We start from the raw sequence: 15976 nt of genomic DNA, 5'->3' as shown, positions 1-15976 counted from the left end.
AACGGGATCTACATAGATATGAATATCATTCCCATTATGAGTCTCACCCACCTCCCCCTTCCCGAAGGAGTCAGCTGGGAGGAGACAGCGCCGATACGGGCGGCAGTGCATCCCACCGAGGCACCAGCCGTGGCCCGCGCCGTGCCGTCGCGGCGCGCCGAATTCGCCTCCGCCCGCGCGTGCGCACGGAAGGCTCTCCGGCGGTTGCGGACCGAGTGGGGGTCGATCGAGATCCCCCGTCGGGATGACGGCGCGCCAGACTGGCCCGACGGGGTCGTCGGCGCCATCTCGCACTGCGACGGATTGCATGCCGCAGCGGTCGCCTTCACGGAGACGACCGTGGCCCTCGGCCTCGACGTGGAGCCGGCGCTGGCGCTCCCCACATCGGTGACCGGGCTGGTACTGAACGATGCCGAACGGCGCTCACTGCTCGCGGCCGGTGCGATCGACACCGTCGGGTTCAGCTTGAAGGAGGCGCTGTTCAAGGCATGGTGGCCGCGCACCGGCGTCTGGCTGGACTTCACCGATGCCGAGGTGGAGGCGTTCCCCGATGGAACGGCGCACATGCGAGTCCGGCGTTCCCACCCGCACTGGCCTCACGATGGGGCGCGACTGCGCTGGCATGTCGACCACCGGCACATCCGCACCATCGCCTGGCTGCCGGGGACGATGACATCTCACTGGACATCCGGACCATGACCCATTTATGTTATGCGCATAACAGAATCTGTCGACATGTCGGGAGAGGGCCGGCCGTGACACCACCGCGGAAGGGGCGACCGCCCAAGGTGACCGAGACCCGGATCGTGGAGGCGGTGCTGGCCGAGGGTTTCGCGGGACTCACCGTCCCGGCGGTGGCCGCGCGCCTCGATGTGAGCACCATGACGCTGTACCGCCACGTGCCCACGCGCGCCCGGCTGCTGGCGATGGCCTGGGATCACGTCCTGGACGCCCACACCTGGCCAGACCGGGATCTGCCGTGGCGCGGACTCCTGCGGACCTACGCCGTCACACTCTGGGACCTGCTCGCCCGACACCCCGGCGTGGTCACCGAGATGTCGACGGCGATCCTCCCGGCGCGCATGGCGGACCTCTTCGACGATCTCGCCGTCGCCCTCGTCCACCAAGGCTTCACGGCCGACAAAGCCCTGCTTGCGGTCGACACCGTCATCGACCTGACCCTGGATCACCGCCGCGGCGTCGAAACCCTCGCCCAGCCTGTCGAGGGCACCACGGGAAGCCTGCGCGACCAGGTCAGCACGCTCTGGCAGCCGGGCGATCAGACCGCCGGGTCCCAGGTGCCCGCCCGGCAAGCGGTGCGACGGGCGATGAGCGAGGCGATCGCCGCCGATCCGAGGATCTGGTTCGGCCACAAACTCGATCTCGTCCTCGACGGCATCGCCGCCGGCCGACCGGCCGACGAGGACACCACTGACACCGGAGAGAGACCTGCACCATGACCACTACCCCCACACCGGCTCCCGCTCCGCAGATCAGGCTCGTGCTGATGGCGACGTTCCTGGCCTTCCTGGCGCAGATGACGCTGAACCCGATCATCGCGCCTCTCTCACGCGAGATCGATATGCCAGAGTGGCAGGTCGGGGTCACCATCAGCACGGCTGCCGTGATGGTCGTGCTCACTGCCCAACAGTGGGGGCGTCGCTCTCAGTCGCTGGGCCGCAAGCGGGTGCTGGTGGCGGCATTGGCCCTCGGAACGCTCACGACGACGGCCTTCGCCCTCGTCTCCCGGCTCGGCATGACCGGCGCGGTGAGCGGCGCGACGCTGTTCATCCTGTTCATCCTCCTGCGCGGGATCGGCTTCGGCACCGCGATCGCCGCCGTCCAGCCGACGGCCCAGGCCTATATCGCCGACGTGACCGATGACGAGAGGACGCGCGTCAAGGGCATGGCGGGGGTCGGAGCGGTTCAGGGCATCGCCATGGTCGCCGGCTCCGTCGTCGGCGGCCTGCTCGCCGCCTTCGGCCTGCTGACCCCGCTCATCGCGGTCCCGGTCCTCCTCGGCCTCGGCCTGGTCCTGATCGCTTCTCGCCTGGAGCCCGAGCCCCGCACCACGCTGATCGAGAGACCGGCGCTCGTGCGGCCGACCGACCCACGGGTATGGCCCTTCCTGATCGCCGGATTCGGCATGTTCACCGCGCTGGGGTTCATCCAGATCATCACCGGGTTCATCGTCCAGGACCGTCTCGACCTCGACGCCCAGACCGCGGGAGTCCTCACCGGAGCCGCGCTGCTCGCGGCCGGGGTGGGCATGATCCTCGCCCAGGCGGTCGTCGTGCCGAGATCCGGCTGGGGACCGGCGACGCTCCTGCGCGTCGGCGGGGCCGTCGCACTGCTCGGCTTCGTCGTCCTGATCCCCGATGCCGGCCCGGTGGCCCTGTTCGGATCGCTCGCGCTCATCGGGCTGGGGCTGGGCACCGCGATGCCCGGCTACACCGCCGGCCCCACCCTGCTGGTCTCCCGTGAGGAGCAGGGTGGTCTGGCCGGCCTGATCGCGGCGAACATGGGTCTGACCTTCGTCATCGCGCCCACCGCGGGCACGGTCCTCTACGGCGTCTGGGCACCCCTTCCGGTCATCGTCGGGGCCGCCGTCATGGCCGTCGTCACGGGCTTCGTCCTGTCCCATCCCCGATTCCGGCGCATCCCTGCTGCCCCGGCAGAGCGACCATCGGCGGGTGGCTCTCCCGCCGATCAGGAGTCACCATCATGAAGACCCTCCTCCTCGGCGCGCAAGGTGCTGTCGGCACCGTGATCGCCCGTCCGGCGGGAGGGAGCTCAGCGAACCCGATCTCGGCTTGACGAGCACGGACGGCGACCTCACCATCTGGCCGAGGCCCTCTCCGCCTGGCCCCCCGCCGTCGTCCATCGGGAGATCCGATGGGGCTCATAGCCCGTACTCCCGGCGTTCATGTCGGCTTCACCCGCGGAGACGTCACGGGTCATCCTCCCGTGTTCGCTGCTTCCTACCGTGTCGGACGTACACGGTTCATGACGTGCGTGGCGCATGCACGAGAAGGAGAGCATCTCCATGATGAAGTCGAAGCGCGGTCTGATCACTGCCGCAGCCGGTGTCCTGTTGACGTTGTCGGCCGCGGGCTGCGGCGCTCAGGCATCCGACGACGACACCGGGGACTCGACGGACACGATCCGGCTGGGTCTGGCCCCCGCGGAGGACTCCGCGACGGTGCTCACGAAGTTCACCCCCTTCATCGACTACCTGAGCGAGACGACGGGGCTGGAGATCGAACCCTACGTGGGCGCCGACTACACGGCGGTGATCGAGGCCCTCAACTCCGGGCACCTGGACGTCGCCTGGTTCGGTCCCTCGGAGTACACGCTGGCGACCGATACGGTCGACGGGGGTGTCGAGGCCTTCGCCTCGGCGGTCCAGGCCGAGGGCACCGAGACCTACCGGACCAGCTTCCTGGTGCGGGCCGACTCGGGCATCGAGGACGTGGAGGACTTCGAGGGACGGACGGTGGCGTTCACCGATCCCGCGTCGACCTCCGGACATATCTTCGGGCGCTACGCACTGGAGGAGGAGGGTCACGACCCCGAGGAGCTGTTCTCCCAGATCATCTACTCCGGCAGCCACGACGCCTCACTGCTCTCCTTGGTCAACGGCCAGGTCGATGTCGCCGCGATCTCCAGCCGGCTGCTGCCCGAGTTCATCGAGAGCGGCATGGCCGAGGAGGACGATATCGAGATCGTCTTCGAATCCGAGGAGATCCCGGCCGACCCCATCACCTACCGCGAGGATCTGCCACAGGACGTGAAGGACGCGCTGTCCTCGGCATTGCTGAGCGGCGACCCCGAGATCGCCGATAGCCTCGACGGCACCGGCTTCGGAGGATTCGCCGAGGCGGACGACAGCGCCTACGACATCGTCCGACGGGCCTACGAGGCCGCCGGCATGGAGCCCGAGCTGTGACCGCCGCGATCACCTTCGAGGATGTGCACCAGAGCTATCGCGGGCCCGACCAGGCCGTGCTGCGCGGCGTGGATCTGACCATCGAGGAAGGCGACTTCTGCATCATCCTCGGTCGCAGCGGCATGGGGAAGTCGACGCTGCTGCGCTGCGTCAACGGACTGGTCCAGCCCTATCAGGGCACGGTCACGGTGGCCGGACGGCAGGTGTCGCGACACAAGTCGACGTTGCGCGGGATCCGTCGTCGGACCGGGGTCATCTTCCAGGGCTATAACCTGGTGAATCGGCTCACGGCCCTGCAGAACGTGCTGTGCGGCATGCTCCCCGATCTTCCCGGCTATCGGGCGCTGCTGGGCGCCTTCACCGCCGCGGAGATCGAGCGTGGACTGGCACTGCTCCGCGATGTCGGTCTCGAGAACCGAGCCGATCAGCGCGTCGACCAGCTCAGCGGCGGACAGAAGCAGCGTGTCGGGATCGCCCGGGTGCTGGCCCAGGAGCCCACCATCATCCTGGCCGACGAACCGGTCGCGAGCCTCGACCCGGTGACCTCCGAGGACATCCTCTCGCGGCTCAGGTCGATCAGCCGGGAGAAGGGCATCACGGTCGTCATCAGCCTGCACCAGATCGAGTACGCCCGTTCCTACGGCGAGCGGATCATCGCCCTCCTCGACGGGAGGCTCGCCATCGACACCCGCGGGAGCGAGCTCTCGCCCGAGCACATCGACCGCATCTACGGCCTCAGCCCGGAGAGAGCACGAGGATGACCATGACACATGAGCCGACCACGGCGGAGCGACCCGGCGGGGTCCGCGGCATCGACCGGGGCCGCCGCAGGGCGACCTGGACGCGGGACATCACCATCGCGATCGCCGTGCTGGCGATCCTCGGCTGGGCCGCGAACGATCTCTCCCTGAGCCCGGACAGGTTCGTCCAGGGCATTCCGAGCCTGATCGACTTCCTGGCCAAGATGTTCCCGCCGGACTTCTCGGTGATCCCCGGTCTGCTGAGCGCCATCGTGACCACCCTCTCGGTTGCGCTGTGGGGAACCACCCTCGCCGTGGTCATCAGCCTGTTCCTGGCCCTCGGCGCGGCCCGGAACCTGTTCGGCAGCAACCGGCTGATCTACGGCTTCTCCCGGTTCATCCTCAGCGTGCTCCGATCGCTGCCGGACCTGGTGTGGGCGCTGATCTTCGTGGCCGCGGTCGGCCTGGGCCCGTTCCCTGGCGTGCTGGCGCTGACGGTCTACTCCTGCGGCGAGCTCGGCAAGCTCCATGCCGAGGCCATCGAGAATATCGACCCCGGTCCGACGGAGGCGCTGGAGTCGACCGGCGCGGGAGCCTTCACGACGATCCGCTGGGCAATCGTGCCGCAGGTGATGCCCGAGGTCGTCACGTACAGCCTCTATCGGCTCGAGTCGAATGTCCGGCACGCCTTCATCCTCGGCATGGTCGGGGCAGGCGGGCTGGGCTTCGAACTGCAGGTCGCGATGAAGCTGTTCAAGTATCAGGAGGTCTCGGCGATCATCATCCTGATCATCCTCACGGTGGCGACGATCGACTTCATCTCATCGCGGATCCGCGCCCGCATCATCTGACCCCATGGCCGGCGTATTCAGTCTGAACCGGGTGCGGGCATTCCTCGCGATCGTCGATCACGGCAGCCTGTCGGCGGCCGCGCGTGCACTCGGGGTCTCCCAGTCCACCGTGTCGTCCCATCTGCAGCGGCTGGAGGGCGAGGTCGGAGCAGTGCTCGTCGACCGAAGCGCCCGGACCTCGCAGCTGACCGAGGCCGGTGAGACCTTCCGCGGCTATGCGCGTCGACTGCTGGACCTGGCCGACGAGGCGATCGACCAGGTCGCCCGGGTGCGCCTGGCACCCGTCGCCGGAACGCTCTGCGTCGGCGGCACGACCACGGTCACCGAGCGTCTGCTCCCGGCCCTGCTCGCCTCCTTCGTCGACCGGTACCCCGGTGTCGACGTCGACCTCCAGGTGGACAACTCGGCGGCCGTCATCCAACGGGTGTCCGAGGGATCGCTGCCCCTCGCGGTGGTCGCCGCCGAGTGCACCCGACCGCATCTGTCGGTGACGCGGATCGGCTGCGAGCCGCAGGTGGTCATCGTCGCCGGCAACCATCCGCTCGCCGGCCAGCAGGTGGAGCCGCGGCTATTGCGCGGCAGCCGGTTCCTGGTCCGCGAGGAAGGATCGACGACCCGGGGGTACCAACTCGAGCTGGTACGCCACTGGCGGGTCCCGGACGCACAGCAGAGCACGGTCGCGAGCACCGTGGCCATCATCGGCGCCGTCGCCCAGGGCATGGGCATCTCCTGTCTGCCGCGGGCCGCGGCGGAGGATGCGCTGGCGCTGGGGCGGGTGGCGGAGATCCGCTTCGATCCCCCTCCGCCGGAACGACCGATCCATCTCATCCGCTTGGCGGACCGGCCGCTGACATTGCTGGAAGAACTGTTCATCGAACGTCTGAAAGAGGAAGGAACCCCGTGAACGCCATCATCGTGAACGATCGCTCCTATGCCGTCCCCGACCACCCGGTCGTCGTGATCACGGTCGACGGAGGAGACCCGCGCTACTTCCGCGACGCCCTCGAACGCGGGATCATGCCGCGTCTGCGGAAACTGCTGGACGACGAGGGGAGCTTCGGGGTCGGCATGTCGGAGATCCCGAGCCTCACGAATCCCAACAATCTCTCCATCGTCACCGGTGTGGCCCCGGCGCTGCATGGCATCCCAGGGAACTACTGCCGGCTGCCCGACGGATCCCTCGAACTGCTCAACGATCCGAAGTACCTGCGGGCACCGAGCATCCACGCCGCCTTCCAGAGCGCGGGCATCCCGACGCTGACCGTCACGGCCAAGGACAAGCTCCGGCTGCTGCTCGCCCACGGCGGTGTCCCGAGTGTCAGCGTCGAGCGGGCCGCCGGGGCAGGTATCCCCCAGTACGGCATCGACGATGTCGAGACACTCATCGGCAGCCCGGCGCCCGGCGTCTACGACCCGCTGGCCAGCCACTACGCGATGCGGATCGGCCTGGCGGCGCTGCGGGCGCACCCCGAGCTGCGACTGATCTACGTGTCGCTCACCGATCGCGTCCAGCACGCCGCCGCGCCCGGCGACGAGCTCTCCGATCTGTTCTTCAGCGAGTTCGACGCCCTCCTCGGGGAGTACCTGGAGGAGGGCTGCACCGTGGCGATCACCGCCGACCACGGCATGAACGCCAAGCACGATGACCGGGGAGAGCCGCGGGTCCACTATCTGCTGGACATCCTCGCCGAGCGCGGAGTGCCGGTGCACGAGGTCGTCCTCCCGATCACCGACCCTTATGTCAAGCATCACGGAGCGCTGGGCGGTTTCGCCTGGCTCCACCTGGACCCGGAGCAGGCCGTCAGGGCCAAGGAGGTGCTCGGCGGGCTGTCCGGGATCGAGGAGATCTGGGACCGGGAGGAGGCGGCGACCGTCTACGAGCTGCCGGTCGACCGCATCGGCGATCTGGCGGTGACGGCTGCTGCCGATACCGCTCTCGGACGTAGCCGCGAGGACCACGACCTGAGTCAGCTCCACGGAAATCTGCGCTCACACGGTGGTCGCCACGAGCAGCTGGTCCCGTTGATCCTGAGCCACCCGGTCGTCGGCCCGCTGGCCACCCGCTTCGAGGCCGGAACGCTGCGCAATCGCGACATCCACGATCTGGCCCTCAACCGTGCGTCCGGAGAAGGCTGAGACCCGAGGACTACTGTGCCGGGACGGCAGGACTCCCGAGCCCACATGCGTCGCCTCGGGAGTCCTGCTCGATCGTCGTCATGGTCCCTGGTCGAACTCGTCTCTGCGGATGGTCGCGGGAGGCAGGTGCGCCCGGGTCGGCGCCGGGTCCGCCTCCCGGCGGACGCTCACCATGCAGGTCTGCGCCGAGGACCCCTGAGCCAATCGCGACGTCCCGATATCGGAGGTGAGCACATTGGGATTGCCCTGGAGGCAGGTCGACCCCGGCTCCCCCGGACGCTCGGGATCCCACCATCCTCCCGTGGCCATCAACGCGACCCGTCGGTGCAGGCCGTCGACGAGTCGCGCGACGGCCAGACAGGAACCGCGCACATTCGAGATCCGAACGGTGTCCCCGTCGGCGATGCCGAGCCCAGCGGCGGTCTGCGGATGCAGTCGGATGATCTCTCGCCCATCGGCCTTGTGGCGCATGCTGGCCGCGGCGAAATCCAGTTGGCTGTGGATCTTGCCCTTCGGCTGATGTGAGAGCAGGTGCAGCATCGAGTCATCGAGATCCGCCCTTCCGATCCACTCCTGCGGCTCCTGCCAGGAGGCGTAGCCGGGACACTCCTCGTATCCGAACGACGCCACCGTCTCGGAGTAGATCTCGATCCGGCCCGAAGGCGTGCTCAGCGGGTGCCGAGCCGGGTCGGCGCGCAGGTCGGCGATGGCATCGGCCTCGGGCGGGACGGACAGCGGAACCTGCACGCCCTCGGACTCCCAGAACTCTTCGAAAGGCGGCAGCTCCACGCCCCGCCTCGCCACTCGGCGTGTGGTCTCGTCGTAGAGACGCTCGATCCACTGCCTCTCGGTGAGTCCCTCGTCGAAGTCCTGCCGGCGGCCGCGACGCTCCGCCACTTGGGAGAAGGCCTCGAAGTCGGTCGGCAGCCCGTCCGGCGGATCGACCACGCGGTGGAGCGGCAGAAGCATCGTGTCCCGGCCCCCGGCGATGATGTCGTCTCTCTCCAGGGTCGTCGCCACCGGTATGACGATGTCGGCGTGCCGGGCGACCGGCGTCCACCAGGAGTCATGGACGACGACGGTCTCGGGGACATTCCATGCCCTCAGGAGCTTGTTCAGGTCCTGGTGGTGGTGGAACGGGTTGCCTCCCGCCCAGTACACCAGCCGCACATCCGGATAGGTCAGGCGCTGCCCGTTGAACTCCAGCGTCCCCCCGGGCGACAGCAGCATGTCCGAGATCCGGGCGACGGGGATGAAGCTGTCCACGCGATTGCGGACCTGCGGGAAGCTGGCGGCCCCCATCGATCCGCGATGGAGCCCGATCCCGTGCGTGGCGCTGAGACCGGCGGCGAAACCACCACCGGGGCGGCCCATCGACCCCGTCATCGCCGCCAGGGTCACCGCCGCCCAATAGACCTGCTCGCCGTGCTGGGCCCGCTGCATCGACCACGTCACCGAGACGACCGAGCGGACCGCCGACGCGTCATCGGCCAGCCCGGTGATCACCCCGCTCGGTACCCCGCAGATCTCCTCAGCCCATCCCGGTGTCTTCTCGACTCCGTCCAGCTCGCCGAGCACATAGTCGCGGAAGTTCTCGTAGCCCACGCAGCACCTGGCCAAAAAGTCGGCGTCCTCACGCCCGCTGGTCATCAGCCGATGCGCCATGCCCAGCATCAAGGCGGTGTCGGTTCCGGGCCTGATGGGGATCCACTCCGCCCGCAGCGACTCGTCGAGGTCGTCCTCGACCGGGCTGATGCAGACGAAGCGCACACCGGCCTCCGCGCAGGCTCGCTGCGCGTCCCTCGCCCGATGGTGCTTCAATCCCCCTTGGTTCACCAAGGTGTTCTTCAACGGCGATCCCCCGAAGGCGATGACAAGCTCGGCGTGCTCGGCGATCGCGGACCACTGCGGATTCCCGTCGAACATCGCCATACCTGAACCGCCGATGACATGCGGGAGCACGACCTCCTGGGCGCCGACGCTGTAGCTGTGGCGAGAAGCCGTGTACCCGCCGTCGACGGCCAGGAAGCGATGGATCTGGCTCTGCGCGTGGTGGAACCGTCCAGCACTGGACCAGCCATAGGAGCCGCCGAAGACCGCAGCATCCCCGTGCTGCTCGCGGACGCGCGTCAGCTCGGCGGCGATCGCGTCATAGGCCTCCTCCCAGGAGACTTCGACGAAGGCTTCGCCGCCGCGCCTCGGCGTGCTTCCCGTCGGGCCGTGCCGGAGCCACCCCTCACGGATATGCGGACGCGTGATCCGCAGCTCATGGTCGATCACCTCGTGCAGGCCGGCGGACGCCGCTGCACCGTCGGGATCATCGGGCAGGTTCCGCGTCTCCACCGGGCGGCCGTCCTCGAGCACCACCTCGAAGGTCCCCAGGTGGGTACTCGTTCGTCTCGTTTCCATGGGTCTCACCCGATCCCGGTTGCAGGAACCTGGCTCACAATTCGCTCGTCAGCAGGATGCCGCCGTCGACCGCCACGGACTGGCCGGTGACCCAGTCGGCATCGCGGGACAGCAGATGGACGACGGAGGCCGCGATATCCCGCGGATCTCCGATACGGCCCATCGGGTAGGTGGCGACGATCTCGGACTCTCGCCCCTTGAAACGTGGCGAGGCCATCTGAGTGCGGACCAATGCCGGCGCGACCGCGTTGACCCGGATCCGGGGAGCGAGCTCGATCGCCAGCTGACGCGTGAGGTGTTCGAGCATCGCCTTAGTGGCCGAGTAGGCCCCGATGCGCTGGGATGATGTCGTCCGTCCCAGACCCGAGGTGATGTTGACGACCGCCCCGCCCTCGGACATGGCCCTCGTGGCGACCTCGGCGATCCACCCGAGCGGTCCGAAGCAGTTCGTCCGGACGATGGCCTGGAACTCATCCTCGGCGATCTCTGTCAGCGGTCCCCGGGACCCGATCGCACCGACATTGTTCACCAGCAGATCGATGCGCCCGAAGCGATCCAGCGCCAGGCTCACGGTCTGAGCGCGAGCGACGGGGTCCTCGGTGTTTCCGCCGACCGCCAGGACCCGCTCCACGCCGAGCTGAACCTCGGCCTCCTCCAGCGCTTGAGGATCGCGGCCGGTGATCACCACGCGGCTGCCCTCATCTACGAGCCGCCGCGCGATGGCGAGCCCGATGCCGCGGGAACCACCGGTGACGATGGCGACCAGGCCGTCGAAGCGACCGAGCCGTCCAGCGACCGGTCCGGAAGGCGCGGTCACCGGACGGCCGGCCTTGAGATCGACGTGGCTCACGTCAGCCCGCCGTCATGTCGTTCCAGCGTTGCACGACGAGGTCCTGGTTCTCCTTCATGTAGTCCACATCGGTCACCGCCTCGTTACCCTTCACCGCCTCCTCATTAGCCGACGAGACGAATCGACGGTACTTCTCGGGAACCTCCGGTCCAGAGTCCTTCGCCGCGGACCGGTAGGCCATGTGCTGATAGAAGGGCGCCTGCGTCTCGGGATCGGCCAACCATGCCAAGAACTCCTGCTGCGACTCCGGGCTCTGGCTGTGCTTCACCGCGACCACATTCGTCCAGGTCTGATAGATCCCGTCCCAGACGATCTCGAGATTCGGATTCTGCCGCGCACCGGTCTCCACGCGTCCGGTGAAGCACAGGCACATCGCGAAGTCGCCATTGGCCAGCCGCTCCGTCTCCTGGGCGAGATCGGAGTGGAGCTCGAGATCAGCCCCCAGCCGATCAATGGCGCTCTCGGCGCGATCGAAGTCGAGTGGGAAGATCTCGTCCTTGTCGACTCCGTCGGCGAGCAGCAGTGCCGGGAGGGTAGTGATGTAGTCATAGGCGATCCGCTTGCCGGGGAACCGCTCGGTATCCATGAAATCGGCGATCGAGGTCGGGACGTCATCGCCGGTGAACATTTCGGAGTTGTACGTCAACACCACCGACTGGGGGTACACCGGAACGCCGCACTCGTCATTCACGAACTTCGGGTCCATGCCCGCCATGTCGATATCGGGATCGCGCTCCTCGAACAACGTGCCGCACTCCTTGGCGCTGGTCCCCGGATCCACGGTCACGAGATCCCAGGTCGTCTTGCCCGCATCGACCATCGCCTTGACCTTGGCCGCCTCGAAGGGCGAGTCCACCCGGTACTCCACCCCCGTGGCCTCCGAGAAGGGTTTCAACCAGCCCTCCTCGGCGGCGTTCACCGCCTCGCCCCCGTAGTTGACGAAGACCAGGCTCTGAGCATCCTCGGACGTATCTGAGGACGCGCCGCTGCCGCATGCCGTCGCCAGGGTGACGGAGGCCAGCGCGAGGACGATCCCGATTCGTTTCATCAGATTCTCCTTGTGTTCGGGTGCGCTCATTCTGGTGAGAGTGGCCGCCCTCCGACGGGCCAGCGCCAAGCTGATAGACGCGTGGGGGATGTCACACGCCGGTGCCCGGTGTCGGTCCGCCGGTTGCGTCGAGCACCAGGGAAGCCGTGCCGACCGCCGCCGAACCATGTCCGCGGCTCACCGCCAACTCCAGCACTCGCTCGGCCTCAGCCAGCATCGACGGGTCGAGGCCGCACTGGCGAGTCAGCGCCACGAGATCGGCGACACCGTCCGCGAGTCTCTCAAGGGTCAGTCGCTCACTGGAGGACTCGGTCGGCCCGGCATCCGTCAGCGACTCCCTGACTCCCTCCTGCACGATGGGATGCAGCAGATCGATCTCGGCGAAGGCCGTGGCCAGCGGGACTCCATGTCGTCTCGCGACCTCCATCGCCAGAACCGTCGTCACCGATGTGGCAACATAGTAGGTCCGGATCGCCGCGGCCAGCCCGCTTACCGAGCCGATATCGCTGCCGAGCGGCGCCGCACCGCCGAGTGCCTCGGTCGCGGCCCGGGCGTCGCACATCGCCTGCTCGCTCCCCGCGTAGAAGATCCGACTGTGTGGAGTCCCGACCGCATCGGGATAGGTGCCGATCTGCCCCTCGACGAACTGCGCGCCCCGATCGCGCAGGTGATCGGCCAGCCGACGCGACTCGTCGGCAGAGCCGGCGGTCAGCATGACGACCGTACGACCCTGAAGGTCCGCTCCGTCGAGCAGTTCGTAGACGAGCACATGATCGGCGACGCACACGACGACGATCTCGGACTCCTCCACGGCACTCGCTGGCGATACGGCGCACCACGCACCCTCAGCCTCAAGCACGCGGCTCTTGGCCTCGCTCCTGTTCCACACCGTCACCCGCAGGTCAGCGGCAAGAAGCGCTCGCGCAAGCGCGGTGCCCATGTTCCCCAGGCCGATGACCGCGACATTCCTCTTCGACATTCCTTTACCGCCTTCCGTCGTGACCGACATAATCCTTCGCCGCCCGGTTCCGGGCGGGGCCGGACCGATCTCGATGCGTAGCGGTTGCTAGGGCAACCGCAGTGCATCGTTAACCGTCTCGGAAGCGGGACTCTCACGGGCGCGAGGGAGCTTCGCTACGCCGACCGGCTCGCCGCCTCGAGGTCGATCGCCGCCGAGGTCAGTCCACGTTCGCGCACGGCGCCCTTGGCGATGCGCTCCGACGGCGTCTTCGGGAGCTCGTCCACGATCTCCACATAGCGCGGCAGCGCGAACCGCGGCAGGTCTGCCGCCATGTACTCCCGCAATCGTGCGGGATCGAGTGGCTCAGCGCCGGACGGGACGACCAGCAGCGCCACATCCTCCTCCCCGAGGTCAGAGGGCACTCCGATCGCCGCGGCCTCGAGCACCGCAGCATGTCGCGCCGCGGTCTCCTCGACCTCCCAGGCGGAGACGTTCTCGCCTCGACGGCGGATCGAGTCCTTGTTCCTCCCCACGTACTCCAACGCCCCCGTCGGCAACTCGCGGATGAGGTCACCGGTGTGGAACCACAGACCCCTCCAGGCACGGACGGTCTCCTGATCCTTGCGCCAGTAACCGAGCATGTGCAGATTCGGGCCGTCGGGGCGGACGATGAGCTCCCCCACGGCACCCGGCTCGACCGGCACATCCTGGTCGTCGACGATCCTGACGTCGACCCAGGGAAGCGGTCTGCCCACGGTCCCCGGTTCCCTCGATGCCGGCGATTGCCCGGCGATCAGTGCGAACTCGGTCAACCCATATCCCTCGAGGGCGACGACATTGAAACGATCCTCGAACTCGTGGTGAAGCGTGGGCGGGGTAGCCGATCCGACCCCGATACGCCGCTTCGGCGGCCGATCGGCCCGCTCGGGCTGTTTCATCAGCAGATGGACCATGGTCCCGACGTAGAAGAACACATCGGCATCGTGTCGGAGGACCTCGTCCCAGAACCGGCTCGCGCTGAACCGTTCGCCCATCACGCTCTCACCGCGTAGCCGCAGGGCATCGACCAGAGAGGACCGGGCGTCGATATGGCAGAGGGGCTGTGCGCAATAGAAGCGTTGCCCCGTGCTCAACTCGAAACCCTCGATATGGGCTTCGGCCAGCGACGAGCAATAGCCCTGCGCCAGCATGACCCCCTTCGACGGACCCGTGGTCCCTGAGGAGTACATGATCGTGCCCAGAACCCCGGCATCCGGCAGGACGATGTCGTCAGAATCATCTGCCGCCTGCTCGGCCAGCTCGTCGAAGCGCACCGAGCTCTTCCCCACCCCGGAATCGTCTCCCTCGCCGATGATCACGGCGAGAGGGACCGGTGCGGCGATGGCCGCGCCGACGATCGCCAACGTCTCCCCCGTCCCGACGACGACCGTCGGCTCCAGGTCCTCGACTAGATACCGCAGGAAGGCCCCGGCCGCCTCAACCGACACGGGGGCGTCGACGGCGCCCAACGCGTGGACGGCGAACCACATGACCACAGACTCGATGCGATTGGGGGCGATGATCACGACCCGATCCCCCGCGGCGACACCGTGGGAGCGCAAACCCCTCGCGGTCATCTCGACGTGCTCGTAGACCTCGGCATAGGTGTAGGTCCTCGAACCGACGGTCAAGAACCGCCGGTCAGGCATCTCTCGGCTCGCATCGCGCAGATCGCGCACCGGCGTCAGGCTCGGATCAAACTGCATCACCATGGGTCACACCATCCTCGGTGAGCCCGGCCTGCCGGGACCGATTCGGCCGCTTCACGCCCGATCAGGGGATTACCCGCCCCGCCAGGAAACAGATGTGCGCCCCGAGACGATGTCTCGGGGCGCACATGGATGGCGACCTCAGCCGGAGGTGATGCGGTTCCACTCCTCGAGCATCGCGTCCATATTGTCCGACCAGTAGGCGAAGTCATAGGGATAACGGACATTGATCTTGTCCTCGTTGAAGTCCGGCAGCCACCGCTCGAACTCCTCGGAGACGTCGACTCCGCCGCCTTCCAGGCTGTCCTTCGTAGTGGGGCTGTACGCCAGGTGCTTCGAGAATCCGGCTTGCCCCTTCTTTGTAGCCAGGAACTGAAGGAACTCGAAGGCAGCATCCTTGTTTTTCGACCCCTTGACCACATAGGCGCCGTCCCAGGCGAGATAGGTCTTGTCCCAGACAATACCCAGCTTCTCCTGCACCTCCTCCGGAGCCGAGGCGAAGCGGCCCAGATAGCACAAGCACATGGAGAAGTCGCCCGACTCGACAGTGTCGGAGACCTGTGCCAGCGTCTCCTTGAGATCGAGATCACCGCCGAGGCCGTTGAGAATCCCCTCGACCCGCGCCCAGTCCACCGGGAAGATCTCCTCCGGACCCGCACCGTCGGCGGCGAGCAGCGGCTCGACCGTTCCCGTCGGATAGTTCCAGAGGACCCGCTTGCCCGGGTAGTTCTTAGTGTCGAGGAAGTCCGCCGTCTCGGTCGGGGGATTGTCGCCGTACGTGTCCTTGTTGTAGATCAGCCCGACGGCCTGCACGATGATCGGCACCGAACAGTCGTCGGTGATGTACTGCGGATCGATCTCCCCCATGTCGAAGTCCTCGGGCAGCTCCTCGAACAACGTGCCGCAGTTGCTCATGCCGACGCCGATGTCGTTGTCCACCACATCCCAGGTGACCTGACCGCTCTCGACCATCGCCCTGATCTTCGCGTTGTCGGTCGGACTGTCGGTCACGAAGGAAGCGCCGGTCTCCTCGGCGAATGGTTCCAGCCAGCCCTTGGTCGCGGCCTCCGTCGCCTGCCCACCCCAGTTGACGAAGACGAACTTGTCACCGTCGAGCTGCTGATCATCCGATCCACCCCCCGCCCCGCCGCCGCAGGCGGCCGTCGCCAGTCCGAGACAGGTCGCGGCGATCACTACGCGGATCGCGCTCTTTCGTTTCATAGGGGCTCCAATCGAGAGGGCGCGTGTCGTGCGGGTGGGGATCGCGCCGGTGAGGTGCTACGA

Annotated in this window: 14 protein-coding genes; 8 read left to right on the top strand and 6 right to left on the bottom strand. The window is 67.5% G+C overall.

Going from position 1 to position 15976, the window contains the following annotated elements; all coding sequences use genetic code 11:
- The first annotated feature begins 36 nt into the window (after positions 1-36).
- The 8 genes from BHE97_RS04860 (at position 37) to BHE97_RS04825 (ending at position 7676) form a co-directional block, all read left to right on the top strand.
- A complete protein-coding gene (locus BHE97_RS04860; protein WP_170931276.1) occupies positions 37-699 on the top strand; it encodes a 4'-phosphopantetheinyl transferase superfamily protein in 663 nt (220 codons plus the stop codon).
- Positions 700-755: 56 nt separating this feature from the next.
- Positions 756-1460, top strand: a complete 705-nt coding sequence (locus BHE97_RS04855; protein ID WP_170931275.1) for a TetR family transcriptional regulator — start codon at positions 756-758, stop codon at positions 1458-1460.
- Positions 1457-2728 (top strand): MFS transporter, encoded by a 1272-nt coding sequence (locus tag BHE97_RS04850; protein ID WP_087622899.1) that lies wholly within the window; start codon positions 1457-1459, stop codon positions 2726-2728. The genes BHE97_RS04855 and BHE97_RS04850 overlap by 4 nt, the downstream gene beginning before the upstream one ends.
- Before the next feature lie 318 nt (positions 2729-3046).
- A complete protein-coding gene (locus BHE97_RS04845) occupies positions 3047-3949 on the top strand; it encodes a phosphate/phosphite/phosphonate ABC transporter substrate-binding protein (protein ID WP_170931274.1) in 903 nt (300 codons plus the stop codon).
- Complete coding sequence (gene phnC, locus BHE97_RS04840) at positions 3946-4710, top strand: phosphonate ABC transporter ATP-binding protein (RefSeq protein ID WP_170931273.1); 765 nt, start codon at positions 3946-3948, stop codon at positions 4708-4710. Before BHE97_RS04845 ends, phnC begins: the two co-directional genes overlap by 4 nt.
- Before the next feature lie 2 nt (positions 4711-4712).
- Positions 4713-5540: a phosphonate ABC transporter, permease protein PhnE gene (gene phnE, locus BHE97_RS04835; RefSeq protein WP_087622896.1), complete on the top strand. Its 828-nt coding sequence runs from the start codon at positions 4713-4715 to the stop codon at positions 5538-5540.
- Positions 5541-5544: 4 nt separating this feature from the next.
- Positions 5545-6444 carry a LysR family transcriptional regulator gene (locus BHE97_RS04830; RefSeq protein WP_087622895.1) on the top strand — a complete coding sequence of 300 codons (900 nt, stop codon included), beginning with the start codon at positions 5545-5547 and terminating at the stop codon, positions 6442-6444.
- Positions 6441-7676: an alkaline phosphatase family protein gene (locus BHE97_RS04825; protein WP_170931272.1), complete on the top strand. Its 1236-nt coding sequence runs from the start codon at positions 6441-6443 to the stop codon at positions 7674-7676. Before BHE97_RS04830 ends, BHE97_RS04825 begins: the two co-directional genes overlap by 4 nt.
- Before the next feature lie 78 nt (positions 7677-7754).
- Here BHE97_RS04825 and BHE97_RS04820 read toward each other — a convergent pair whose 3' ends face one another.
- From BHE97_RS04820 to BHE97_RS04795, 6 genes are all read right to left on the bottom strand, one after another.
- Positions 7755-10085, bottom strand: coding sequence for a molybdopterin-dependent oxidoreductase (locus tag BHE97_RS04820; protein ID WP_087622893.1), 2331 nt, complete (start codon positions 10083-10085; stop codon positions 7755-7757).
- Between the two features lie 34 nt (positions 10086-10119).
- A complete protein-coding gene (locus BHE97_RS04815; protein WP_236757524.1) occupies positions 10120-10935 on the bottom strand; it encodes an SDR family oxidoreductase in 816 nt (271 codons plus the stop codon).
- A gap of 1 nt (position 10936) precedes the next feature.
- Complete coding sequence (locus BHE97_RS04810; protein WP_170931271.1) at positions 10937-11983, bottom strand: extracellular solute-binding protein; 1047 nt, start codon at positions 11981-11983, stop codon at positions 10937-10939.
- A gap of 91 nt (positions 11984-12074) precedes the next feature.
- Complete coding sequence (locus tag BHE97_RS04805; protein WP_170931270.1) at positions 12075-12962, bottom strand: NAD(P)-binding domain-containing protein; 888 nt, start codon at positions 12960-12962, stop codon at positions 12075-12077.
- Between the two features lie 155 nt (positions 12963-13117).
- Positions 13118-14695, bottom strand: a complete 1578-nt coding sequence (locus BHE97_RS04800) for an AMP-binding protein (RefSeq protein WP_087622890.1) — start codon at positions 14693-14695, stop codon at positions 13118-13120.
- Between the two features lie 138 nt (positions 14696-14833).
- Positions 14834-15913, bottom strand: coding sequence for an extracellular solute-binding protein (locus tag BHE97_RS04795; protein WP_087622889.1), 1080 nt, complete (start codon positions 15911-15913; stop codon positions 14834-14836).
- Positions 15914-15976: the final 63 nt, after the last annotated feature.

It is taken from the genome of Aeromicrobium sp. PE09-221, assembly GCF_002174305.1.
In the GTDB taxonomy this organism is placed as follows: Bacteria; Actinomycetota; Actinomycetes; order Propionibacteriales; family Nocardioidaceae; genus Aeromicrobium.
The sequence above is the reverse complement of the archived record's forward strand: the minus strand, read 5'-3'. Positions and strand labels throughout refer to the sequence as shown.

Coding starts and splice junctions, on each gene's coding strand:
- BHE97_RS04860 (WP_170931276.1), top strand. CDS start 37: ATGAGTCTCACCCACCTCCCCCTTCCCGAAGGAGTCAGCTGGGAGGAG.
- BHE97_RS04850 (WP_087622899.1), top strand. CDS start 1,457: ATGACCACTACCCCCACACCGGCTCCCGCTCCGCAGATCAGGCTCGTG.
- BHE97_RS04845 (WP_170931274.1), top strand. CDS start 3,047: ATGATGAAGTCGAAGCGCGGTCTGATCACTGCCGCAGCCGGTGTCCTG.
- phnE (WP_087622896.1), top strand. CDS start 4,713: ATGACACATGAGCCGACCACGGCGGAGCGACCCGGCGGGGTCCGCGGC.
- BHE97_RS04830 (WP_087622895.1), top strand. CDS start 5,545: ATGGCCGGCGTATTCAGTCTGAACCGGGTGCGGGCATTCCTCGCGATC.
- BHE97_RS04820 (WP_087622893.1), bottom strand. CDS start 10,085: ATGGAAACGAGACGAACGAGTACCCACCTGGGGACCTTCGAGGTGGTG.
- BHE97_RS04810 (WP_170931271.1), bottom strand. CDS start 11,983: ATGAAACGAATCGGGATCGTCCTCGCGCTGGCCTCCGTCACCCTGGCG.
- BHE97_RS04805 (WP_170931270.1), bottom strand. CDS start 12,962: ATGTCGAAGAGGAATGTCGCGGTCATCGGCCTGGGGAACATGGGCACC.
- BHE97_RS04800 (WP_087622890.1), bottom strand. CDS start 14,695: ATGGTGATGCAGTTTGATCCGAGCCTGACGCCGGTGCGCGATCTGCGC.
- BHE97_RS04795 (WP_087622889.1), bottom strand. CDS start 15,913: ATGAAACGAAAGAGCGCGATCCGCGTAGTGATCGCCGCGACCTGTCTC.